Source organism: Ruminococcus sp. AF31-8BH (assembly GCF_003460605.1).
GTDB lineage: Bacteria > Bacillota > Clostridia > Lachnospirales > Lachnospiraceae > Blautia_A > Blautia_A acetigignens.
In genome coordinates, this window is sequence record NZ_QTVN01000013.1 from 96,300 (window position 1) to 118,332 (window position 22,033).

Consider the following 22,033-nt stretch of genomic DNA (forward strand, 5'->3'; position numbering starts at 1 on the left):
ATTCTCTAATTCCTTTCCCTATATTGTTTTGGAGTGATTCCCTCTGCCCTTTTAAAAATTTTGGAGAAATAAGAAGTATTAGAAAATCCAGAATTTAATGCTACTTCACTAATACTTTCCCTGGTGCATCTCAGTCTTTCTTTCGCACATTCAATCCGTTCTGTCATGATATAATCCGTAAGTGTGCTTCCGGTTTCCTTATGAAAAATGCTGGAGATATAATCTGGATGAAGGAATACCGCTTTTGCTATATCATTTCGGCTGATATCTTCTGACAGATGTTCTTGGATATATTGTTTCACCATCTGAATCGTATCCGCTTCTTCCGTCTTAGCATCCCTTTTGGAACTTCTGCCCAGTTTTTCTCTGTATTCCAGACAGGAAGTTACATTATCTCTTAATTCCGTGTTTGATATCGGCTTAAGCAGATAACTTCTGGCGTGAAGCTGTACTGCCTGCACAGCATAAATAAACTTGGCATGACCTGTAACAAAAATAACATCTGTGTCTATTTTATTTTCCACCATCCATTTTGCAAAATCAATTCCGGATTCCTTCGGCAATTCTATATCGCATAAAGCAATATCAACAGAATTATTTTTAACGATATTCTTTGCCTCTTCCACATTTGCTGCGCAATGAATCTGATCAACCTCAATGCATTCCTGTTCCACCAGCATTTTAAGACCTTTTAACTCAATCACATCATCGTCGAGAATCAATATCTGTATCACCTTTATCACCTCTATTCGACCGGGATCAATATTTCAATTGAAGCTCCCTGATTTTCCTGATTACGAAAATAAATTTTTGCTCTGTCTTCATAATAAATTTTCAGTCGGTTCATTACATTATAAATTCCCACACAAGTTCTATCTTCTTTTTTTATCTGTTTCCCTGCATTTAGCAGTTCCAGTACTTCCTGCGAAAAACCACTACCATTATCCACAACTATTATCTTCATAAACTCACAATCCGGATCTGCAAAATCAATTTTTATTTTGATCTGTAGCTTTTTCCCCGCATCCAGTTGATATTTAATCGCATTTTCTACAAAGCATTGCAAAATCTGGGTTGGTACATTCATTTGCAGCAAATCCCTGCAAACAGAAATTTCAATATCAAACCTATTTTCATATCTGACTTTCTGAATTTCTACATAATTATTGATATTCTGTAGTTCTTCTTCCAAAGTACATATTCCTCTGCTGCTAAGCGTAGCACGCATATAACTTCCCACTTTTGTGATCAGATTTTGAAATTTATCATGTTCTCCTGCAAGTTCCAATGCCCGAAGATTATTTAAACAATTCAGCAAAAAATGTGGTTTTAACTGATTTTGCAAAAATGCCAGCTGTGCTTTTTGCCTTTGAATCTGTTCTTCGTAAATATCGATCTTCAGTTTCCATATTTCCCTGCCCATATCTTGAAAAGCAGCTGTAAGCTCCCTGAATTCCCCATTTTTGCATTCACTTAACTGATATTGGAAGTTTCCTTTTTTCAGTTCATTTACTCCCTGCAATAAATTTGACAATGGTGTGATCAATGATCTCCATAAGATCCAGATTCCTGAAATCATCAAAACTGCCAGGATCGGGGTAAAAATGTAGACGATTTGGTTGTTTTTTTCTAATTGTTCTGCTAAATATTTCTGATCTGCATATCGCATCAGCATGAGAGCTCCACCACAGATCTGAATCGTGTTCTTGAGATACTTTTTGCTGTCCAGATTAACAGATTCATAATCCGACAATTTTGTATCTTGAAAAAAGGAATTGTCATTTTCGTCAGCAATGGAAAGCAGTTGTCCTGCAGAATCAAAAAATAAAAGTCCCTCCTCATTTTTTTGCTCTTGCATAAACTGACTTCTGAGACCATCTAATTCTATAACACAGCCAATATAAACATCATATACCGATATCATGTAATAAACAGAAGCTTTTTCTTGTATTTCTGCTATTTTCCATTTTTCTGTATCAAGATTTCCATTTTTAATCTTTTCCCGAATGGCAGACTCAAATATGTTCTCTTTTTCATCCGTAAAAGAATATCCGTAATCTACATAGGTTTCGCTTTTTGGAGCATATGCAAAAATATAATCAAAACTTTTTTCGCCAAAAGCACTGTTCTGAAAAAAATCATAAATATCATAGGCTGCAAAATAGTTTTCTTTGCTTTGTTCTTCACGTTCAATTCCAAGATACAAACTTGGTTGTAAACGTTGTGAAACCAAAAAAGCTTCTGCCGAACTGAATTTTTCTTCTATTATCTTTCCATAAGAATCAAGCAAAGTCTGATTAACTTCTGTCACTTTTTCATAAACAATCTGTTTTGATCTGTGCATAAGATAAAAAAATACGGATGTCAAAACGCTCAGAACAATTACGAACAGTAAAATAACTTTCGTCCGAACCATATTAAAAAAATATTTTCTCATTCTTAATTCCTTGTATATGAGAAAGAACCCTGCTTCGCAGGATTCTTTCAAGTAGTCATCACTAACTGTCTTCTTAATTTTTAAACAGGTATATCTGTTGCCGCAAACACCACCATGAATGAAAGTCGATTGTTCCGCACCTTTCATTGTAATATACTTTGATCATTTATTTCTCTCGTAGCGTACAAATTTGTACTCCAGATCAAAATAGGTCTGTTCTTCGCTCTCTGCCGCTTTCTGCCACTGGGGATCTTCATCCAGATTCGGGAAATAACTGTCCGCAATGTATGCAAAATCAATCTTTGTCACCTGCGCCACATCACAGTAAGGAAGAAGCTGCCTGTAAATAGTATCGCCACCAATACAGTATACATCTTCTGCATTGTATTTCTTCAGTTCTTCCATCAGTTCCTCGATGGAGTGAACAATAACAGCGTCCTTTACCTTATAATTCTGATTATGGGTAAGCACGATATTCGTGCGGTTCTTAAGAGGAAGCCCTCCCGGAAAGCTTTCCAGTGTTTTCCTTCCCATAACGCATACCTTTCCGGTTGTTTCCTGACGGAACATTTTCATATCTGCCGGAATGCTTACCAAAAGCTTATTATCTTTTCCGATTCCCCAGTTTTTGTCTGCTGCTACAATAATTTTCATTTCTGTTTGTTCTCCTTCATCATTTATCAAATTGCAATGGGAATATTCTTGATCTGCGGCCAGGTCTGATAGTTCTCTACTATCAGATCATCTGTAGTAAAATCATAGAAATTCTTCACATCCGGATTCAGCTTCACAGTTGGTGCCGGATAAGGGGTTCTGGAAATCAGCTCCTTAATTACCGGGATATGTCTGTCATAAATATGGCAGTCTGCGATCACATGCACCAGTTCTCCGGCCTCCATGTCACAGCTCTGGGCAATCATCATTAGAAGAATAGAATACTGGCACACATTCCAGTTGTTTGCAGCCAGAATGTCCTGGGAACGCTGGTTCAGGACGGCATTCAAGGTAAGCTTGTCCTTTCCCGGCTCCTTTGTCACATTAAAGGTCATGGAATATGCACAGGGGTACAGATTCATCTCATGGAGATCCTCATGCACATAAATATTGGTCATGATTCTGCGGCTGTAGGGATTGTTCTTCAGATCGTAGAGGACGCGGTCCACCTGGTCCATCATGCCTTCCTTGTACTGGTGCTTCACGCCCAGCTGATAGCCGTAGGCTTTTCCAATGGAACCGTCCTCGTCTGCCCAGCTGTCCCAGATGTGGCTGTGAAGATCATGGATATTGTTGGATTTCTTCTGCCAGATCCACAGGATCTCGTCCATGGCACTTTTCAGCGCAGTTTTTCGAAGGGTCAGCGCCGGGAATTCCTTTCTCAGATCATAACGGTTCACCACACCGAAACGCTTGATGGTATAAGCGGAAGTACCGTCCTCCCATACCGGGCGCACCTTTTCCCCTTCCGTACTGGTTCCGTTCTCAATTACATCCTTGCACATATCGATAAATATATTATCTGCTAAACTCATGCCTGTCCTTTTCCTCCTGTTTCATCACGTTCTTCACTCAATGCTTCACCAATTTTAGCATAGATTTTCATAAATAACAAGGTTTTAGAGACTTCGGGTAAATTACCTTTTTTCTTTACATTCCCTCAATCCCATGTTATAGTAGACCCCATGAAGAAAATTTTAATCCATTTACTGAAACCTCTTTCTTTTCTTCCTGCAATTCTGATGATGTATCTGATTTATTCATTTTCAGCCCAGACAGGGGAGGTGTCTGGTGCCCTAAGCTATGAAGTCAGCTACCAGATTGTAGAGACAAAGAATGAAGTTCTAAACGAAAACAAAACGGAGACAGAGCTTGCCTATTCCGCAAGTTCCATCGAATTTTACGTAAGAAAAGCAGCGCACATGACAGAGTACTGTATTCTTGCCATTGCCATCTCTTTTCCCTTTTATGTGTACGGGGTGAGGGGCATCTGGCTGATTCTGTTGGCTGGTGCGGTCTGTGTAGGCTTTGCAGGTCTTGATGAATATCACCAGTCTTTTGTGAATGGACGCGGTCCTTCTGTGAGAGATGTGTGCATTGACAGCAGCGGTGCCGCCATCGGAATCCTGCTTGTGCAGGCCTTCTGCTGGTCCACCACCCACAACCCCAGCAGCAAAAAACGCCGGTAAACATACCACAATATCAAAAAAGAGGAAGGATTCCACGTAATTATGGAATCTTTCCTCTTTTTTGAATTTTTACAATTTGGACTGTGACCCTCTGATTACATAGAAACCCGTAAGGGAATCAGTCGGAAAGGAGGGCTAGAGCGTGCCCCCAAAAGGCTTTCTGCGAGATGTACGTCACAATTTGTGGGAGATTTTGTTCGGATGAGGGCGCCGTAGCGGGCTACGGCAACTGAATTCGGACAAAATATACCGCAAAGTGGGGCGTGCAGATTGCGGGAATGATTTTGGGGGCACGCTCTAGGCCAATGAGACTTCTTATTTCTCTTCCTCATCCTCCTGCGCATCCCCCAGCTTGCTTACCAGGTTGGCGCGGTCTGCGATGGACATCTTTTTGCCAGGTTCTGTACTGTTTTTTGTCTGTGGCAAAACTGCAGCAGATGCGCTTTCGTTGGCAGCGCCCTGTGCCTGCTGTGCATTCTCAGCATTTGCCTGCTCTTTTTGCGCTTTGCTGACTTTTAAGCTGCCGCGGATTCCATTGATCACGAAAATCACGCCCAGCACAATAAACACAACGCCAGCCACCATAAATCCCGGGCTGCTGCCCTCTGCGCCTTTCATCACGCCCTGGCAAAGGGACACGCCAAGATAAGCCACATAAGCCCCTGCCAGTATCATGATCAAGTAAGTGCGCAGGGGAACCCCGCTCTTGGGATTCTCCCCACCTGCCTTCTCATCGGAAGCAGCTGCCGCTGTATTTTCTTTTATTTTCCCCTCACGATTTCTGTTTTCGAAATCTCCCATCCTACATCCTCCGTTCTTTTTTGCAGATACCATCTGTTCGAAATTTGATGATCTGCCAGACAAATCACCGCACTCTCATATTAGGACACTGCAAACTGGCTCTCATACAGGTTCGCATAGAAGCCCTTCTTCGCTAACAGTTCCTCATGCTTGCCCTGCTCAATAATATTTCCATCCTTCATAACCAGGATCAGGTCAGCCTCCTGAATGGTAGAGAGACGATGGGCAACAATAAAGCTGGTTCTTCCCTCCATCAGCTCTGCAAAAGCCTTCTGGACTTTCACCTCTGTACGGGTATCAATAGAAGAAGTCGCCTCATCCAGGATCAGCATTGCAGGATGCATCAGCATAACCCTTGCAATACATAAAAGCTGCTTTTGTCCCTGGGAAATATTTCCGCCGCCCTCAGAGATCACTGTATCGTAGCCATTTGGCATACGCTTGATAAAGCTGTGGGCATGGGCATGCCTGGCAGCCTCCATTACCTCCTCAAGAGTAGCATCCGGCTTGCCGTAAGCAATGTTCTCACGGATGGTTCCAGCCTTCAGCCAGGTCTCCTGAAGCACCATACCAAAGTTTCTTCTCAAGCTGTCACGGGTCAGCTCCTTTACCGGATGTCCGCTGACCAGGATCTGTCCCTGATCCACATCGTAGAAACGCATCAACAGGTTGATCATAGTCGTCTTACCGCATCCGGTAGGTCCTACAATGGCAATTCTCTGTCCCGGCTTTACATCAATAGAAATATCAGTAAGAAGCGGAACCTCTTTTCTGTAGGAGAAAGAAATATTCTCCACATTCACTCTTCCGTCTGCTTTTTTCAGCTCCACAGCACCCGGCGCATCCGGCTCCTGTACCGGAGTATCAATAAAGTCAAACAGTCTCTTGGCACAGGCAAGGGCATTCTCCAGCTCCGTAACAACGCCTGAAATCTCATTAAACGGCTTGGTATACTGGTTGGCATAGTTCAGGAAGCTGGTAAGCTGTCCCACTGTCATGCCGCCCCTGATAACGGTAAACGCACCGAAAATTCCAACTGCCGTATAAACCAGACCATTCACAAAACGTGTGGACGGGTTGGTGATCGAGGAGAAAAAGATTGCCTTAATACCGCAGACCCGAAGCTCCTCATTCACCTTGCCGAAACGCTCATTCGCTCTCTCCTCATAGGAAAAAGCCTGCACGATCTTCTGATTTCCCACAAGCTCCTCCACAATGGAAGTCATCTCGGCTCTTTTCTCAGACTGCTCCTGGAACATGCGGAAGGTTCTGCCCGCAATAAAGCTTGCCACAAACAGGGAAATCGGGGTAAGCAAAATAACGATCACCGCGATCTTCACACTGATGGAAAGCATAAATCCAATGGTTCCAAAAATCGTCAGCACACCGGTAAACAACTGGGTAAATCCCATAAGAAGTCCGTCGGAAAACTGGCTGACATCAGACACGATACGGCTCAAAATATCTCCCGGCTGGTTGGCATCGATATAAGATACCGGAACCTCCTGAAGATGGGCAAATGCCTGGCTTCTTACATCCTGTACCACGCTGTAGGTGACCTGGTTGGTCAGAAGGTTCATCACCCACTGGGAAACTGCATTTCCTATAACAATCACCGCAAGCGTGCCAAGAACCTTCAGAAGTCCTGCCACATTTACATTTCCCGGACCAACAATATTATCCACTCCATTACCAATCAGAATCGGTGTATACAAAGTAAAACCAACTGTGACAAGCGCTGTCAGAAGCATAATAATGATCTTTGCTTTGTAAGGGCTGATAAACTTCAACACCCTTTTCATGGTATCTTTATTCTTTCCCATCAGCGGTTCACCTCCTGCTCGGAAAGCTGTGACAGACAAATTTCTCTGTAAACCTCACAGGATTCCATAAGTTCTTTGTGCGTTCCCACGCCTACCAGCTCCCCATCATCCAGAACCAGGATCTTGTCTGCCTGTTTGATGGAGGTTGCTCTCTGGGAAACAATAAATACGGTCATTCCCTTGGTCTGCTGGTGAATAGCATGACGAAGGGCTGCATCTGTAGCAAAATCAAGGGCAGAAGCACTGTCATCCATGATCAGGATCTCAGGATCTCCCACCAGTGCTCTTGCAATGGTAAGACGCTGGCGCTGGCCGCCGGATAAATTGGCGCCGCCCTGGCTTACCATAGTGTTCAGCCCCTCCGGCTTGCTGTTTACAAAATCACTTGCCTGTGCAATGGAAAGGGCACGCTGGATTTCTTCCTCTGTGGCATCCTCTTTGCCCCATTTCATATTGTCGCGGATGGTTCCCTTAAACAGAACTGCCTGCTGCGGCACCATTCCCACTTTTTTACGAAGCTGGGAAAATGGATATTCTTTTGCATTATTTCCGTCAATTACCACACTTCCTTCAGACGCATCATAAAAACGGGGGATCAGGTTCACAAGTGTGGACTTTCCGCATCCGGTACCTCCGATGATACCGATGGTCTCACCCGGCTTTGCAGTAAAGGAAATATGGGAAAGTGCAGGCTCCTTGCTGCCTGCATAGGTAAAGCTTACATCCTCAAATGCAACTCTGTCTGCTTTCGCCTTCTCCTGCTGCGTGCTGCTGCCCTCATCTGTAAGAGACGGCTGTGTATCCAGAACCTCGTTAAGACGCACGCCAGAAGCCATAGCCTTGGTAACTGCCACGATCAGGTTGGCAAGTGCGATCAGAGCGATCAGGATCTGGTTCATATAGTTTACAAGGGCAACCACCTCACCCTGTGTCAGGGTACCGATGGAAACCTCCTTGCTTCCATACCACAGGATTCCGATAATGGCAAAGTTCATGATTACAGTAGTTGCAGGATTTAAAAGCGCGGAAATTTTACCTGCTGTCACCTGAACCTTGGTGTAATCATCATTTACCTGGGAAAATTCCTTATACTCTTCCTGCTGTCTTCCAAAAGCACGCACCACTCTGGCACCTACATGGTTCTCTCTGGTGATCAGGGAAATGCGGTCCAGGGAGGACTGTGCCTTTTTGTAAATGGGAACGGTGGTTCGCATAATCGCATAAATCACAACCGAGATCAGCGGCACTGCGATCAAAAAGATCAGTCCGATCTTCCAGTCAATGGTAAAGGACATGATCACCGCACCCACAACAATAAAGGGGGAGCGAAGGAACAGACGAAGCACCATGTTGACACCTGTCTGTGCCTGGTTTACGTCATTGGTGATCCTGGTCACAAGGGTCGGGGTTCCAAGCTGGTCTAATTCCCTGTAGGAAAGCTTGCTGATATGGGCAAACATTTCCTTACGAAGGGCCGTACTAAATCCCATGGCAGCCTTCGCGGAAAAATACTGGGCCGTAAGCGCACACACAAGTCCGATCACGCCAAGCAGTACCATGATCACGCACTGATGCCAGATATAGGCATTATCCTGGTTCTTAATACCGATATCCATAATATTTGCAACAACCAGAGGCACGATCAGCTCAAAGGTAGCCTCCAGCATTTTAAACAAAGGTGCCAGAAAGCTCTCCTTCTCATAGCCCTTCAAAAATCGAATCAGCCTTTTCATTTCTTCTTATACTCCTGAGTTCTTCCGTATAATTTGGTCATGGCTTTGATCTGCCCGATTACCTCATCGGTCAGCTGTCCTCTTCTGAGACGCCATTTCCAGTTATCGCCTAAAGTAGAAGGCGTGTTCATTCTTGCCTCATTTCCAAGGCAGAGATAATCCTGCAGCGGGATCACGCAAAGCTCAGCCACACTTGACTGGGCAGCACGGATCAGTCCCCAGACGCACGCATCTGCATCCTTATTCTCGCATGCAATGTACCGTTTCACATAATCCAGATTGGACTTGGAAAGTCCTTCCAGCCAGCCTTTGGTGGTCTCATTGTCATGGGTTCCTGTATAGACAATGCAGTTGCTCTCATAACGGAAAGGCAGATAAACGCTTTCCCCGCTCTCGTCAAAGGCAAACTGCAGCACCTTCATGCCCGGGTAGCCGGAATCTGCAAGAAGCTCTCTTACCGTATCGGTAAGGAAGCCAAGATCCTCTGCGATCACATCCAGATTGGAAATATTCTGCTCCAGAACCTTAAACAGTTCAATTCCCGGTCCTTTCTCCCACTTTCCATTCTCAGCAGTCTCATCCTTATAAGGAACTGCCCAGTACTCATCAAAGCCGCGGAAATGGTCGATACGCACCTTATCGTACAGCTTCATACAATGGGACATGCGAAGAATCCACCACTTATAGCCTGTTTTCTTATGGTAATCCCAGTTATAAAGGGGATTGCCCCACAGCTGTCCGGTTGCGGAAAAAGCATCCGGCGGGCATCCTGCCACAGCTACCGGCGCAGCGTCCTCATCAAACTGGAACAGATCCGGGTTTGCCCATGCATCTGCGCCGTCAAAGGCAACGTAAATGGGCAGGTCTCCAATGATCCGGATATCCCTGTCATTGGCATATTTTTTCAGCTGGCTCCACTGGCGGTAGAACCAGAACTGCTGGAATGCATAAAAGCTGATATCCTCCCTCAGCACCTGTCTTGCCTTTGCCAGTGCCTCCGGCTTCCTGGTCTTAAGCTCTTCCGGCCATTCATTCCAGGAAATGCCCTCCAGGCTGTCCTTCACTGCCATATACAGGCAGTAATCCTCCAGCCAGAAGCCCTGCTCCTTCTCAAAAGCTTCCATCTCCTCACGGAGCAGCTCAAGCTCTTTCTTCTTTGTATCCATCTGGTAAAAACGGTGATAGGCCTTGCGAAGAAGGGCAAATCTGGAATGGTAGATTTTCTCATAATCCACATAGCTAAGACTTCCGCCCCAGTCGCACTGCGCGCACTCCTGTGCTGTCAGAAGATCTCTCTGGATAAACTCCTCCAGGTCAATAAAGTAAGGGTTTCCTGCAAATGTGGAAAAGGACTGATACGGGGAATCTCCATATCCGGTAGGTCCAAGTGGCAGAATCTGCCAGAATTTCTGTCCTGCTTCTGCAAGCTGATCTACAAAAGCGTACGCTTCTTTAGAAAAGCATCCAATTCCGTAGTTGGAAGGGATGCTGGATATCGGCAACAAAATACCGCTGGCTCTCATCATGTGTTCCTCCTGTCTGTTACTGTTTTTACAATAACCATTATCTGTTTATTATACAGCTTCCATGCATCCCCGGTCAATATAAATAAACCCGGATTGATAACACACTTTCCCAAAAACGGATGCCTCATCTGCAAAAAATCGCAGGCATCCGGAAAATTCCCGAATGCCTGCTGTATTTTACGTATGCGTAAAACCTTATATTTTCCCTGGATTATTTCTTGGTTGTATAACCGAAGAAGAAGTATCCAAGTGGTGTGTAGTACATACCGTCAATATCCGGATTGAGCATGTATGGCTGTGTATAGAAGTAGATCGGAGCAAGTACGCTGTCCTGTCCAATAAGGATATCCTCTGCTTCGTGGAATGCTTTCATACGCTCTGCCGGATCGGAGGTAGCTTTTGCTGCATCGATAGCTGCATCATAGTCCGGGTTGGAGTACTGAGCGTCGTTGTTTCCACCGTCTGTGTACCACATATCCAGGAAGGAGCAAGGATCATTGTAGTCTGCAATCCAACCGTTACGTGCAATCTGGAAGTTTCCATCTTTTCTGTTCTGAAGGAATACATTCCAGTCCTGGTTGTTCAGATTAACAGTTACGCCAAGCTCTGTCTGCCACATGTTCTGAAGAGCCTCACCGATCTTCTTGTGGTTATCAGCTGTGTTGTACAGATACTCTACAGTTGGGAAGCCTTCGCCGTTTGGATATCCGGCATCTGCAAGAAGCTGACGGGCTTCTTCACAGTTTTTCTCATAATCCTCCTCGGAAATGCTGTAGTAAGAGCCGCCTACTGTACGGAAATCATCACTTCCAGGACCAGCTGCATCGTTTACACCGTTCGGAACATATCCGTCAGCCGGAACCTCACCAGCCTGGGAAACGTTCTCTACAATGTAGTTACGGTCAATTACAAGTGAGAATGCTTTGCGGATATTCGGGTCAGAAAATACCTCATCCTCTGTATTGAAGCATACATAATATGTTCCAAGATAGTCTCCAATCTCAAGCTCTCCGGAAGCAAGATATGTCGGGATTTCATCTACAGGAAGGTTTTCGATGAAGTCAAGCTCTCCGTTGTTGTAGCCTTTAAGCATAGCATTGTTATCATCAAGAAGAGTAAACTTGATGGTATCCGGTCCAAGATTGTCATAATCGTAGTAGTTCTCATTTTTCTCCATGGAAATGTAAGCGTTATGAGACCACTCTGTCATTTTGTAAGGTCCATTGCCAATATAGGTGCTTGGATCAAATGTCCAGTTGTCACTTCCCTCAACCATGTCCTGACGAACCGGGAAGGTTGCCGGGAATGCCATGATTTCTTCAAAGTATGGGCAGTCATAGGTAAGATTAATCTCAAGAGTCTTATCATCAACTGCTTTAATTCCAAGGGTATCCGGTGTTGCACTTCCGTCAGCAACTGCGTCATATCCCTGAACCATATCGATCATATAGCAGTAATCTGCTGCTGTTTCAGGATTTGCAAGACGCTGCCATGCATAAACAAAATCACCAGCTGTTACATCCTGTCCATCAGACCACTTAATTCCATCACGAAGCTTAACTGTGTAAGTTACAGTACCGTCCTCGTTCTCTGTCTTTTCCCAGGACTCAGCCTGTCCAGGAGCTGTAATGGCATTTCCTTCACCATCATTTACCCATTTAACAAGGCCCTCAAACATATGGTTGCACATAATTGCTCCATCAACAGCAGAGTTCAGTGCCGGGTCAATAGTCTGTGGTTCAGATGCAATGCAAAGATTCAGGTTAAATCCTTCGTCAGCTGCTGTATCCTCAGCGAATACCGGTGTTGCAGCCATGCTTATTACCATAGCTGCTGTAAGTGCCATAGACATAAATTTTCTTCTCATTACATTTCCTCCTTTTTTGCTTTTTCGCGCCGCATGAGAAATGAGAACCGACGCATGTATTAAGCAGTTCTCCTTTATGGAAAACCTAATACCAAAATTATGATTTACTTATCCAGCAGATGACATGCAGCCCAGTGACCCGGCTCATGTTCCTTGAATACAGGAGTCTCCCGGCTACACTTTTCGGTAGCATAAGGACACCTGGTATGGAAGCTGCATCCGCTTGGCGGATTCATAGGACTTGGTACATCCCCTTCCAGAATAATACGTTTTCGGGTTCTGCTAAGCTTTGGATCCGGTACCGGAACCGCAGAAAGCAGTGTTTGCGTATAAGGATGAATCGGATGTCTGTTTAGCTCATAGCTTTCTCCAAGCTCCACAAGGGAACCAAGATACATAACACCAATTCTGTTTGAAATATGACGGACAACGGAAAGATCATGTGCAATAAACAGATAGGTCAAGCCCATTTGCTCCTGCATATCCTCAAGCATGTTTACCACCTGTGACTGAATCGAAACATCCAGCGCAGAAATCGGTTCATCGCATACAATGAATTCCGGTTTTACTGCAAGTGCACGGGCAATACCAACCCTCTGCTGCTGGCCACCGGAAAACTCATGGGGATAACGATTTGCGTGCTCTGTGTTTAGTCCAACCTGTGCCAGAAGCTCCTTGATCATATCTGCACGATCTTTTTTGCTGGAGGCAAGCTTGTGAATATCAATTGCTTCTCCGATAATCTCGCCGACAGTCATACGTGGGTCAAGAGAAGCAGACGGATCCTGAAAAATAATCTGCATTTTTCTTCTGTATGGAAGCATTTTTACTGCTTTTGCTTTTCCAAGAGGTTTGCCGTCTTTATCAAGTGGATTATCGTATATGGTCTCTCCATCATAAATAATTTTTCCTCCGGTAGGCTCATACAACCGAAGAATCGTTCTTCCAAGTGTCGTTTTTCCACATCCGGATTCTCCTACAAGACCAAGTGTTTCTCCTTTATTGATAAAAAGTGAAACATCCTGTACGGCCTGTACCACCGGTCCCTTTGCACCATTTATCGGAAAATATTTTCGTAAATTCTGAATTTCAAGAAGTTTCTTTTCTTCTGCCATTATTTCCCCTCCTTGTTCATAAGCTCCTGAACACGAAGCCAGCAGGCAGAACGATGTTTCTCGCCCACTTCCACGTAAGGAGGCATTTTTTTCAGACAGATCTTCATGCAGTGCTCACAGCGGGGAGCGAACGGACATCCCTCCGGTGGATTCAGCATATCAACTGGTGTTCCCTCAATAGGAATCAGACGTTCATAGCTCTCGGCATCAACACGAGGCATAGAACGAAGAAGACCTTTTGTATATGGATGAGCAGGCTTATAGAAAATATCATCCACAGGCCCCTGCTCTACAATCTTACCTGCATACATTACCGATACCTTATCACAGATGTCTGCAACAACGCCAAGATTGTGCGTAATAAAAATTATTCCCATTCCTGTTTTCTTCTGAAGATTCTTCATCAGATCCAGGATCTGAGCCTGAATGGTAACATCAAGTGCTGTGGTAGGCTCATCTGCGATCAGCAGCTGCGGATGACAGATCAGTCCCATAGCAATCATTACACGCTGACGCATACCGCCGGAAAACTCATGAGGATACTGCTTCATACGCTTCTCTACATTGTTGATTCCTACCAGCTCCATCATTTCCATGGCACGCTTCTGTGCTTCTTCTGCACTGATTTTTTTATCATGGGCACGAAGAGCCTCAACCAGCTGGTTTCCAATCGTGTAAACCGGATTCAGGCAGGTCATTGGATTCTGAAAAATCATCGCTACTTTATTTCCGCGAAATGCAGTCATTTCATCTTTTGAAAAAGAAAGGACATCCTTTCCCTCGAAGGTGATAGATCCTCCGATTACCTTACCTGGTGACTGAAGAAGCCCCATAATAGAATATGCTTCCTGGCTCTTTCCAGAACCAGATTCTCCAACCACGCCCATAACTTCGCCATAATCAAGATCATAAGAAATACCACCAACAGCCTTTACTTCTCCTGCCGGAGTAAAGAAGGAGACTTTCAGGTCTTTTACTTCCAATAATTTATTTTTCTGTTCAGACATTTTTCTCCTCCTCTCTTATTTCTTCAGCTTCGGATCAAGAGCATCGCGAAGACCGTCGCCAAATAAATTAAAGGCAAGAATCATAATGCTCAGGATCACAGAAGGCACAATCAATCTGTAAGTATAGGTGTACATACCACTTAATGCATCTGTTGCCATGGAGCCAAGGCTTGGAAGCGGTGCAGAGACACCAACACCAAGATAGGATAAGAAGGACTCCAGGAAAATAGCAGAAGGAATCTGCAGGCAGGTAGTAACAACGATCTGTCCGATACAGTTTGGAAGCAGATGGCGACGAATGATTCTGCCGCCCGATGCGCCAAGTGCTCTGGCTGCGGTTACATATTCCTGCTGCTTCAGCTGAAGCACCTGACCGCGGATAATGCGGCTCATGGTTACCCAGTACAGAAGACCAAAGGCAATGAACATGGAAATCAGATTAGGTCCAAGAACATTAACAAAGGATTTCAAAGGACTGGTTCCTGCAGAGTTTACATAGTCAGTAAGAATCGGCTTCAGTGCAGTGGCAATCAAAAGAACAACAAGCATCTCAGGAACCGCATAAATAAGCTCTACAATACGCTGCATTACTGCGTCAACCTTACCACCGCAATAACCAGAAATTGCTCCGTAAAGAGCACCGATCACAAGTACAAGAATAGCGGCAAACACACCAACGGACATGGAAACTCTGGCGCCATACATAACACGGACCAGAATGTCACGGCCATACATATCAGTACCAAATACATGAGGAAATACGTTTTCCCCATTTGCTTTACGCTCAAGCTCAGCCTGAGAATAGCCGAAAATATGCTTTTTAATTCCAAGCTCCTTACGGACGGAATCCTCATCTACGCTCTGATCTTCAGAAGAAGAATCTGCCGGCTTTGCAGCAACTTTTGCCTTCGCACGGATAACGGCTTCGTCCTTCTTTGTAAATTTCTCACCTTTTTTCTCTGCTTCAGCCTTCGCCTGTGCGATCATCTCATCTACATCGACCACATCAGACTGAGTTCTTGCGGCAATCTCATCATTCACACGCTGCTGATCTTCTAAAGTATAGTGATATGGGTAAAGATTCTCAGCACCCTTGTTAAACTCATCATATCCATAGGGAATCAGAAGAGGTCCCACAAAAGCAAATAAAAACAGGAACACGATCACACCAAGTGCAACCATAGCTACTGCATTCTTTTTCAGTCTTCTCCAGGCATCCTTCCAGTAGGATACGCTCTGGCGGTCCTGAATGAAATCATCCTTCTCCTGTCTGGAAGCAGATGCAAAATCATCCGGCGTCAGATCCTGAAGGAGATTCTCAATATCCGGCTGAAGACTAACCGGACATTTCTTGATTTTCTTATCTTCTGTCACGATCATTCTCCTCCTTTCGTAAGGCTGATTCTCGGGTCAGCTACCTTATAGAGGAGGTCTACAACCAGGTTCATCAGAATAATAAATGCTGCCAGGAAAATAGTGGTTCCCATAATAACCGGATAGTCACGGTTCTGAATGGACTGTACAAAGTAACGTCCAAGTCCCGGGATAGAGAAAACGCTCTCTACAACGAAACCGCCGCAAAGAGTGAAGGCTACCTGCGGTCCTAAGTATGTAATAACCGGAATCAGGGCATTTCTCAGGGCATGCTTGAAAATGATCTTTTTATTTTTCAGACCCTTGGCACGGGCTGTCTTAATGTACTCCTGGCTTAAAGAATCCAGCATGGCAGAACGTGTCTGGCGGGCTGTGTAGCACATCGGATAAAATCCAAGCGCAAAGCAGGGCAGCACATAGGCGCGCCATCCCTGTGACGGGTCAAAAATAGACGGAAACAGATTCAGTGCATTGTTTCCAGTAAGTGTAACCAGAAGAACAGATGCCACAACAAAGCTTGGCATGGAAATTCCAAGTGTACAGATCACGCGAAGGATACTGTCTGTAAGCTTGCCGCGCTTAAATGCTGCAAGACATCCAAGAGGTACGCCTACCAGGATCGCCCAGAGGAGCGCAAGCGCACCTACCTTGGCAGATACCGGAAACATATCCACAATAATGTCAAGAACTGCACGGTTCTTCTGCATCTTAAGAGATACGCCGAAATCACCGTGAAGAATATTTTTCAGATACATAAACAGCTGTACATAAACTGGCTTGTCCAGTCCGTATTTGGCATTCAGTGCTGCAAGTGTGGTTTCAGAAGGTGTCTTTTCACTGAGCCATGGGCTTCCCGGTACAGCATTCATCAGCAGGAATGTCAGACAGGCTACCAGAAAGATCGTCAGGATTGCCATTCCCAGTCTTTTTACAAAGTACTTTCCCATTTTTCCTCCTTAATTCACCTGGTTGAAATCTTTCCTTCTTTAATTTCTGACCAGGATTCATTTTTAATAAGATATGAAAAAAATTATAGCATCTTCGTTCGCTTTAGGCAAGTAACTTTTTAAACTTTAACAGGGTGATATTGTAATTTTTTAAGTTTGTAGTACGCTTACGCGGCACTGCCATAAGTTTTTTAGGCACATATTGCAATCTGGCAGAAGCATTTTCGAAAATTTTTCTGTTTTTGTCAGTAAAAAAGGAAGAGCACCATAGGGTACCCTTCCTGTTCCGTTCTCACCAGTTCACCTTTTGCCTCATCCGGCTCTGTATCCTTGCCGCAGCTGATCAGAAAAGCCACGCACAGCAGGACAAGCAGCAAAATCCAGCCTCTTTTTCTCATAGAAATCTCCATTTTCCAATAAACCTCTTTCGTCGTTGCCTCTTATATCCTCATTATGCTCCAAATGGATTTTTCTATGCAAAACATTGATTTTCTGTTTTCTCCCATTCCTTAACGCTTCTGAACAGGTGCTCTTCTTATCAGAAGCCTTTTTTCCTTATGTAGAATGCAATATCGTGATAAACCCGTTTCTTATCAGTCTCATTGAGGATCTCGTGGCGCATGCCCGGATAGAGCTTGCCTTTTACGTCCAGATAACCTGCGTGGCGCATATCTTGCACTGCTTTTGCGAAATGGCGCACATTGATCATACAGGGATCGTCTGCGCCGCTTACAAAAAGCACAGGCATTTTCGGCTTTGTGCAGTGCCAGTGCTTCACATCGTAGGCTCGCTTCATCAGCTCGAAAAGTGCCAGGTAGCCATCGTCTGTGAAAGTAAAGCCGCACAGCTCAGAATCGGAATACTCCTGTGCTGCTGCCTTATTGGCACAGATCCAGGAGGTACAGTTCTGGTCCTTACGAAAACGCATTACATTTCCGCCAAAGGACAAGGCCTCGATCACATGGCTTCTGTGAGTCGGGCCGAAAACAGTGCTCTCCGCATGGGCCAGTGCCACCCCTAATGGCCTTGCTGTATTTTTGCTTGGGGAACCGCAGATGATCAGCATATCCATGCAGTCATCATGATCCCTTGCAAAAGCCCTGACTGCCAGGGAACCCATGCTGTGACCGAACAGGATCAAGGGAAGATCCGGAAGCTGCTGGTGCATTTCCCGGTTCACCACCTCAATATCCTTCAGAATGGCATCTGCACCGCCGCCATACATATAACCAAGGTCATCCATGGCGCGGACGCTTTTCCCATGGCCTCTGTGGTCGTGGATCACGCATACATAGCCTCTCTTTGCCATGTATTCCATAAATGGAAGATAACGCTCCTTGTATTCGCTCATGCCGTGAACAAGCTGCAGGATTCCCCGGTAAGGCGTCTCGTCCGGAACCACTGCCAGAACGGAAATATCAAGGCCGTCCGCCTCGGATTCTATATAAGCTTCGTATTTTGCACTCATAGTTTTTCCGCCTTTCTTTTTTTCTTAGTATAACATGGACGCCCCTGTTTTTCCACTATTTTGACATGCCCTCCTTTGGACAAATGCTTTGACACAAATCTTTTCGTATACTATAATGGAAGCAATTCCAGCAACGAAAAGGAGGAAACATGAGAGAGCCACAATTAAATACCCCGGATGAGCAGTCCGTTCCCCGTAAAAAGAAAAAAAAGGGCAAGATTGGGCGCGTCCTGATTCTGCTTGCCCTTATCCTTGTGATCGGAGCAGGCGTGGGATACTATTTCTACGAGCGAAGTCAGCCAGCCAAAGAACTGGAGACATACCTTACCGCGATCCAGTCCCTTGATCTTAACGCCATGCAGTCCCACCTTCAAAGCGCCGATCTGTCTGCTCTTGACAATGCAGATGTGACAAATGCTGCATACGAAAGCTTTTTCAAGTCCATCAATGCCAAAATGACCTGGTCCATCACTAAGACCAGCTTTAGCTTCCAGAATGGAACAGCCGATGTGACAGCACGCATCCGTTATATCGACGGCTCTGATATTTACAGGGAAACGGTCACAGAATTTCTTCGTCAGATCGTGTCCAGCGCCTTTTCCGGCGAAAGCCTCACAGAGCAGGAGACACAGGAAAAGCTTGCCGCGATCTTAATGGAAAAATCAGACAGTCTGGAGGATAAATTCAGCGAGGCTGATATCACTTATCCTATGATCAAGGTAGACGGCCAGTGGAAGGTCACTTCCCTGGATGATGAGACTGTAAAGATCATGTCCGCAAACTTCAAAAGCGTGGAAGACGAAATCAGCCAGACCTTAAGCGCTTCTTCTGAAGAGGCAGATGGCTCTTCTTCAGAAAATGCCCAGGCGCCTGCTGCTTCAGACGGCACCATTGATCTTTCAAATGAACGTTTTTCCATTCACTATACCAGAAATGTAGTCTCCACAGACTTCGGCGGTGAACCCTGTCTTCTTGTTTACTACGACTACACCAACAACGGTTCCGGTGCTTCCAGTGCCATGGTGGATGTGAACCTGACCGCTTACCAGAACGGTGCTTCTCTTGAGGCCGCCATTCCGGCAAACAGCGACAGCGCCATCGATGCCTTTATGAAAGAGATCCAGCCAGGGGAGACCGTGAATGTATGCCAGGCCTTTTCCCTGAAGGATATGAGTCCGGTTACCTTACAGGCTGTGGACGCTTTTGGACTGGACACCAGTGTAACAGCGGTGCAGACCCTGAACCTGCAGTAAAAACTGCTTTTTACTTTTAAAATGCGCGAAAATCTTTTAACTGGATTTTCGCGTATTTTTTATGCATATTTTGCGAAAAAGAAGAGACACTATGGATACGAAAGGATGGTGACTTATGGGAAATAAATTTTTGAGATGTTTTTGTCTGACGCTTACCATAATCGGTGCAATCAACTGGGGACTGATCGGATTCTTTAATTTCAATCTGGTGGCCCTAATCTTTGGAAGCATGAGCTGGATTTCCAGAATTATCTATGCACTGGTGGGACTTAGCGGCCTGTATCTGCTCAGCTTCTATGGAATCATCTGCGCAGACGAGGCAGACGCATAAACCCAGGCAACATAGTCTTTTTTCAAAACACTCTTTCATCTTATGAATATGCAAAAGCAGCCTGCACTTCGCGGATCGAATCCCAAAGCGCAGGCTGTTTTCCTATTATAAACAAAAAACCAGGAGCAATATGTCCTGGTTTCTCAAGAGCGATAGACGGGGCTCGAACCCGCGGTCTCGACCTTGGCAAGGTCGCGCGTTACCAACTACGCCACTATCGCACAAGCGGGTGATGGGAATCGAACCCACGTATCCAGCTTGGAAGGCTGGTGTTCTACCATTGAACTACACCCGCACATCTGTATTCAAATGTGCCTGCCTGACTTTCGTCAGAAGAGCGATAGACGGGGCTCGAACCCGCGGTCTCGACCTTGGCAAGGTCGCGCGTTACCAACTACGCCACTATCGCATAAGCGGGTGATGGGAATCGAACCCACGTATCCAGCTTGGAAGGCTGGTGTTCTACCATTGAACTACACCCGCACATTTGTGCTTGTCCGTCACAACGAAGCTTAGTATATCCGATGTGGACGGATTTGTCAATAACTTTTTTGAAATTTTTTCAAATTTTTTCTTTTGTTTCTAAGATTGACGCAATAGAACTGTTTTTAGGGGATTTCCAGAAGAGCCAGACCCCTGCTCCTACACCCTAAAGTGTGTTTGAAAAAGGCTCTGGCTCTCATTTATCACTTTCCAAATCGATTTTGCCAAGATCAGTTCTCCCAGTCCCACACATTGGAAGTCTCCACGCAGGTGCGCGGCTTCTTGATCACAAGCTCCGGGCTCTTGGCGCTTACCTTGGAGTTCGCCGGGATGGACTCTGTAATGAAGGTGTTACCGCCGATGATGGTATTTTCTCCAATGACAGTCTCACCGCCAAGCACGGAAGAATTGGAATAAATGGTCACATTGTCCTCAATAGTAGGATGACGCTTCACACCGGACAGCTGCTGTCCCTTTCTGGTGGAAAGCGCACCAAGAGTCACGCCCTGATACAGCTTCACATTATTTCCAATAGTAGTAGTCTCACCGATTACCACGCCGGTTCCATGGTCAATGAAGAAGTACTCTCCAATGGTGGCACCTGGGTTGATATCGATTCCTGTATGGTCATGTGCATACTCTGTCATGATTCTGGGAATAAAAGGCACCTCCTCCAGATAAAGGATATGGGCCAGACGATACACATAAATTGCCAGAAATCCCGGATAGGAGAAAATAATCTCTTCCCTGCTCTTGGCAGCCGGGTCACCGTCAAAGCCTGCCTGCACATCCTTCAGAAGCATTTCCTGCACATCCGGCAGCTGTTCAAAAAAGCTGGCTGTTACCCTGGCAGCCTTGCCGCATGCGCTGGCAGTATCCTCGCCCACATAGAGAAATGCAGTCTCAATCTGCTCCTTCATACGGTCAAACAGGTCGTTCAGCAGATATCCGGTGTAATGCTCTGGAAAAACCGCCGCGCCGGAATCAATGTCAAAATATCCCGGGAAAATAACGGATCTCATCTCTTTCACAATATCAATAATCGCCGCACGGACAGGAAGGTGTCTTCCACTCTTTGTCAGAAACAGCTCTTCCTTGCGGTAATTGGCAGTCAGACGGGCTACTGCATTCTCTATGGATGTCTTCTTATCACTCATAACTGTTCTCCTTATTTCACGAAAGCAGATATGCTCCCGCCTATTTTCTATATAGTATGCCGGATTCTTCCGGCATGATTGCCACAAATGGTTACCTTCCCATAATATTACACTATTGTTTTCCCGTCAATAATAAAAAAAGGATTGACCTTTCTCCCATCCCCCGATATAATGAGAAATGTCGTGGAGATGTACCCAAGTGGCTGAAGGGTCCGCACTCGAAATGCGGTAGGTCGGGCAACCGATGCGAGGGTTCAAATCCCTCCATCTCCGCTTTTTGCTATTATGCACAGCACTTTGTCCGCCAGGTACACCGCTTTTATAAAAATTTTCGCGAAATCTAACATTTTATCTTGACAAGTGTGCCTTTTGTATGTATAATTGCAACAGAAGCAAAACATAGGGGATTGGTCAAATGGTATGATAGGGGTCTCCAAAACCTTTGGTGGGAGTTCGATTCTCTCATCCCCTGTTCTCCAAAAAGTCGGAAAGCTTTCTAATCAAAGTTTTCCGGCTTTTTGCTTTATC

At 45.2% G+C, this 22,033-nt stretch carries 19 protein-coding genes, 6 tRNA genes and 1 pseudogene; 5 read left to right on the forward strand and 21 right to left on the reverse strand.

Annotated features, from left to right (window positions below; translation table 11 throughout):
- Positions 1-5: 5 nt before the first annotated feature.
- Genes DWZ38_RS15880 through thyA form a run of 4 tightly spaced genes read right to left on the reverse strand, consistent with a single transcriptional unit; the run spans position 6 to position 3,966 of the window.
- The gene (locus DWZ38_RS15880) at positions 6-734 is read right to left on the reverse strand and encodes a response regulator (RefSeq protein WP_021925571.1); all 729 of its coding nucleotides are present in this window, start codon (positions 732-734) and stop codon (positions 6-8) included.
- A gap of 11 nt (positions 735-745) precedes the next feature.
- The gene (locus tag DWZ38_RS15885; RefSeq protein WP_117854126.1) at positions 746-2,584 is read right to left on the reverse strand and encodes a histidine kinase; all 1,839 of its coding nucleotides are present in this window, start codon (positions 2,582-2,584) and stop codon (positions 746-748) included.
- A 15-nt stretch (positions 2,585-2,599) separates the two neighbouring features.
- A complete protein-coding gene (locus tag DWZ38_RS15890) occupies positions 2,600-3,091 on the reverse strand; it encodes a dihydrofolate reductase (RefSeq protein WP_021925154.1) in 492 nt (163 codons plus the stop codon).
- A 26-nt stretch (positions 3,092-3,117) separates the two neighbouring features.
- Positions 3,118-3,966, reverse strand: coding sequence for a thymidylate synthase (thyA, locus tag DWZ38_RS15895; RefSeq protein WP_021925155.1), 849 nt, complete (start codon positions 3,964-3,966; stop codon positions 3,118-3,120).
- Positions 3,967-4,116: 150 nt separating this feature from the next.
- Between thyA and DWZ38_RS15900 the strand changes: the two genes are divergently transcribed.
- Positions 4,117-4,620: a VanZ family protein gene (locus tag DWZ38_RS15900; protein ID WP_117854128.1), complete on the forward strand. Its 504-nt coding sequence runs from the start codon at positions 4,117-4,119 to the stop codon at positions 4,618-4,620.
- Positions 4,621-4,715: 95 nt separating this feature from the next.
- On the opposite strand, the pseudogene DWZ38_RS23645 reads toward DWZ38_RS15900, so the two are convergent.
- The 12 genes and pseudogenes from DWZ38_RS23645 to DWZ38_RS15955 all read right to left on the reverse strand — a co-directional run.
- Positions 4,716-4,844, reverse strand: a pseudogene (locus tag DWZ38_RS23645) (DUF6783 domain-containing protein); the annotation flags it as partial.
- 91 nt (positions 4,845-4,935) lie between these two features.
- The gene (locus tag DWZ38_RS15910) at positions 4,936-5,421 is read right to left on the reverse strand and encodes a hypothetical protein (protein ID WP_021924962.1); all 486 of its coding nucleotides are present in this window, start codon (positions 5,419-5,421) and stop codon (positions 4,936-4,938) included.
- A gap of 80 nt (positions 5,422-5,501) precedes the next feature.
- Positions 5,502-7,244, reverse strand: a complete 1,743-nt coding sequence (locus DWZ38_RS15915; RefSeq protein ID WP_021924961.1) for an ABC transporter ATP-binding protein — start codon at positions 7,242-7,244, stop codon at positions 5,502-5,504.
- Positions 7,244-8,977: an ABC transporter ATP-binding protein gene (locus tag DWZ38_RS15920; RefSeq protein ID WP_117854132.1), complete on the reverse strand. Its 1,734-nt coding sequence runs from the start codon at positions 8,975-8,977 to the stop codon at positions 7,244-7,246. The genes DWZ38_RS15915 and DWZ38_RS15920 overlap by 1 nt, the downstream gene beginning before the upstream one ends.
- The gene (malQ, locus tag DWZ38_RS15925; RefSeq protein WP_021924959.1) at positions 8,974-10,503 is read right to left on the reverse strand and encodes a 4-alpha-glucanotransferase; all 1,530 of its coding nucleotides are present in this window, start codon (positions 10,501-10,503) and stop codon (positions 8,974-8,976) included. The genes DWZ38_RS15920 and malQ overlap by 4 nt, the downstream gene beginning before the upstream one ends.
- A 211-nt stretch (positions 10,504-10,714) precedes the next feature.
- On the reverse strand, positions 10,715-12,370 hold the full coding sequence (locus DWZ38_RS15930) for a peptide ABC transporter substrate-binding protein (RefSeq protein WP_021924958.1): 1,656 nt from the start codon (positions 12,368-12,370) through the stop codon (positions 10,715-10,717).
- A gap of 104 nt (positions 12,371-12,474) precedes the next feature.
- On the reverse strand, positions 12,475-13,485 hold the full coding sequence (locus tag DWZ38_RS15935; RefSeq protein WP_021924957.1) for an oligopeptide/dipeptide ABC transporter ATP-binding protein: 1,011 nt from the start codon (positions 13,483-13,485) through the stop codon (positions 12,475-12,477).
- On the reverse strand, positions 13,485-14,492 hold the full coding sequence (locus tag DWZ38_RS15940) for an ABC transporter ATP-binding protein (RefSeq protein ID WP_021924956.1): 1,008 nt from the start codon (positions 14,490-14,492) through the stop codon (positions 13,485-13,487). Before DWZ38_RS15940 ends, DWZ38_RS15935 begins: the two co-directional genes overlap by 1 nt.
- A 15-nt stretch (positions 14,493-14,507) precedes the next feature.
- Positions 14,508-15,866: an ABC transporter permease gene (locus DWZ38_RS15945; protein ID WP_173766720.1), complete on the reverse strand. Its 1,359-nt coding sequence runs from the start codon at positions 15,864-15,866 to the stop codon at positions 14,508-14,510.
- A gap of 2 nt (positions 15,867-15,868) precedes the next feature.
- A complete protein-coding gene (locus tag DWZ38_RS15950; protein ID WP_021924954.1) occupies positions 15,869-16,813 on the reverse strand; it encodes an ABC transporter permease in 945 nt (314 codons plus the stop codon).
- Positions 16,814-17,058: 245 nt separating this feature from the next.
- A complete protein-coding gene (locus DWZ38_RS22300; protein ID WP_021924953.1) occupies positions 17,059-17,211 on the reverse strand; it encodes a hypothetical protein in 153 nt (50 codons plus the stop codon).
- Positions 17,212-17,351: 140 nt separating this feature from the next.
- A complete protein-coding gene (locus DWZ38_RS15955) occupies positions 17,352-18,281 on the reverse strand; it encodes an alpha/beta fold hydrolase (protein ID WP_021924952.1) in 930 nt (309 codons plus the stop codon).
- A gap of 149 nt (positions 18,282-18,430) precedes the next feature.
- On the opposite strand from DWZ38_RS15955, the gene DWZ38_RS15960 reads away from it, so the two are divergent.
- Both DWZ38_RS15960 and DWZ38_RS15965 read left to right on the forward strand, forming a co-directional pair.
- A complete protein-coding gene (locus DWZ38_RS15960; RefSeq protein WP_021924951.1) occupies positions 18,431-19,534 on the forward strand; it encodes a DUF5067 domain-containing protein in 1,104 nt (367 codons plus the stop codon).
- A gap of 115 nt (positions 19,535-19,649) precedes the next feature.
- A complete protein-coding gene (locus tag DWZ38_RS15965) occupies positions 19,650-19,865 on the forward strand; it encodes a DUF378 domain-containing protein (RefSeq protein ID WP_021924950.1) in 216 nt (71 codons plus the stop codon).
- A gap of 148 nt (positions 19,866-20,013) precedes the next feature.
- On the opposite strand, the gene DWZ38_RS15970 is transcribed toward DWZ38_RS15965, so the two are convergent.
- From DWZ38_RS15970 to epsC, 5 genes are all read right to left on the reverse strand, one after another.
- Positions 20,014-20,086, reverse strand: a tRNA-Gly gene (locus tag DWZ38_RS15970).
- 3 nt (positions 20,087-20,089) lie between these two features.
- Positions 20,090-20,160: transfer RNA gene (locus DWZ38_RS15975), tRNA-Gly, on the reverse strand.
- A 41-nt stretch (positions 20,161-20,201) separates the two neighbouring features.
- A tRNA-Gly gene (locus tag DWZ38_RS15980) sits at positions 20,202-20,274 on the reverse strand.
- Positions 20,275-20,277: 3 nt separating this feature from the next.
- Positions 20,278-20,348: transfer RNA gene (locus tag DWZ38_RS15985), tRNA-Gly, on the reverse strand.
- Between the two features lie 230 nt (positions 20,349-20,578).
- Complete coding sequence (gene epsC, locus DWZ38_RS15990) at positions 20,579-21,505, reverse strand: serine O-acetyltransferase EpsC (RefSeq protein WP_021925680.1); 927 nt, start codon at positions 21,503-21,505, stop codon at positions 20,579-20,581.
- A 185-nt stretch (positions 21,506-21,690) separates the two neighbouring features.
- Here epsC and DWZ38_RS15995 point away from each other — a divergent pair.
- Together DWZ38_RS15995 and DWZ38_RS16000 are read left to right on the forward strand one after the other, a co-directional pair.
- Positions 21,691-21,778, forward strand: a tRNA-Ser gene (locus DWZ38_RS15995).
- A 128-nt stretch (positions 21,779-21,906) separates the two neighbouring features.
- Positions 21,907-21,977 (forward strand) — tRNA-Trp (locus DWZ38_RS16000).
- Positions 21,978-22,033 lie beyond the last annotated feature (56 nt).

What these genes read in the sequence shown, in the direction of transcription:
- DWZ38_RS15885 (WP_117854126.1), bottom strand. Translation starts at nt 2,584, where the DNA reads ATGAAAGGTGCGGAACAATCGACTTTCATTCATGGTGGTGTTTGCGGC.
- DWZ38_RS15890 (WP_021925154.1), bottom strand. Translation starts at nt 3,091, where the DNA reads ATGAAAATTATTGTAGCAGCAGACAAAAACTGGGGAATCGGAAAAGAT.
- thyA (WP_021925155.1), bottom strand. Translation starts at nt 3,966, where the DNA reads ATGAGTTTAGCAGATAATATATTTATCGATATGTGCAAGGATGTAATT.
- DWZ38_RS15900 (WP_117854128.1), top strand. Translation starts at nt 4,117, where the DNA reads ATGAAGAAAATTTTAATCCATTTACTGAAACCTCTTTCTTTTCTTCCT.
- DWZ38_RS15910 (WP_021924962.1), bottom strand. Translation starts at nt 5,421, where the DNA reads ATGGGAGATTTCGAAAACAGAAATCGTGAGGGGAAAATAAAAGAAAAT.
- DWZ38_RS15915 (WP_021924961.1), bottom strand. Translation starts at nt 7,244, where the DNA reads ATGGGAAAGAATAAAGATACCATGAAAAGGGTGTTGAAGTTTATCAGC.
- DWZ38_RS15920 (WP_117854132.1), bottom strand. Translation starts at nt 8,977, where the DNA reads ATGAAAAGGCTGATTCGATTTTTGAAGGGCTATGAGAAGGAGAGCTTT.
- malQ (WP_021924959.1), bottom strand. Translation starts at nt 10,503, where the DNA reads ATGATGAGAGCCAGCGGTATTTTGTTGCCGATATCCAGCATCCCTTCC.
- DWZ38_RS15930 (WP_021924958.1), bottom strand. Translation starts at nt 12,370, where the DNA reads ATGAGAAGAAAATTTATGTCTATGGCACTTACAGCAGCTATGGTAATA.
- DWZ38_RS15935 (WP_021924957.1), bottom strand. Translation starts at nt 13,485, where the DNA reads ATGGCAGAAGAAAAGAAACTTCTTGAAATTCAGAATTTACGAAAATAT.
- DWZ38_RS15940 (WP_021924956.1), bottom strand. Translation starts at nt 14,492, where the DNA reads ATGTCTGAACAGAAAAATAAATTATTGGAAGTAAAAGACCTGAAAGTC.
- DWZ38_RS15950 (WP_021924954.1), bottom strand. Translation starts at nt 16,813, where the DNA reads ATGGGAAAGTACTTTGTAAAAAGACTGGGAATGGCAATCCTGACGATC.
- DWZ38_RS22300 (WP_021924953.1), bottom strand. Translation starts at nt 17,211, where the DNA reads ATGAGAAAAAGAGGCTGGATTTTGCTGCTTGTCCTGCTGTGCGTGGCT.
- DWZ38_RS15955 (WP_021924952.1), bottom strand. Translation starts at nt 18,281, where the DNA reads ATGAGTGCAAAATACGAAGCTTATATAGAATCCGAGGCGGACGGCCTT.
- DWZ38_RS15960 (WP_021924951.1), top strand. Translation starts at nt 18,431, where the DNA reads ATGAGAGAGCCACAATTAAATACCCCGGATGAGCAGTCCGTTCCCCGT.
- DWZ38_RS15965 (WP_021924950.1), top strand. Translation starts at nt 19,650, where the DNA reads ATGGGAAATAAATTTTTGAGATGTTTTTGTCTGACGCTTACCATAATC.
- epsC (WP_021925680.1), bottom strand. Translation starts at nt 21,505, where the DNA reads ATGAGTGATAAGAAGACATCCATAGAGAATGCAGTAGCCCGTCTGACT.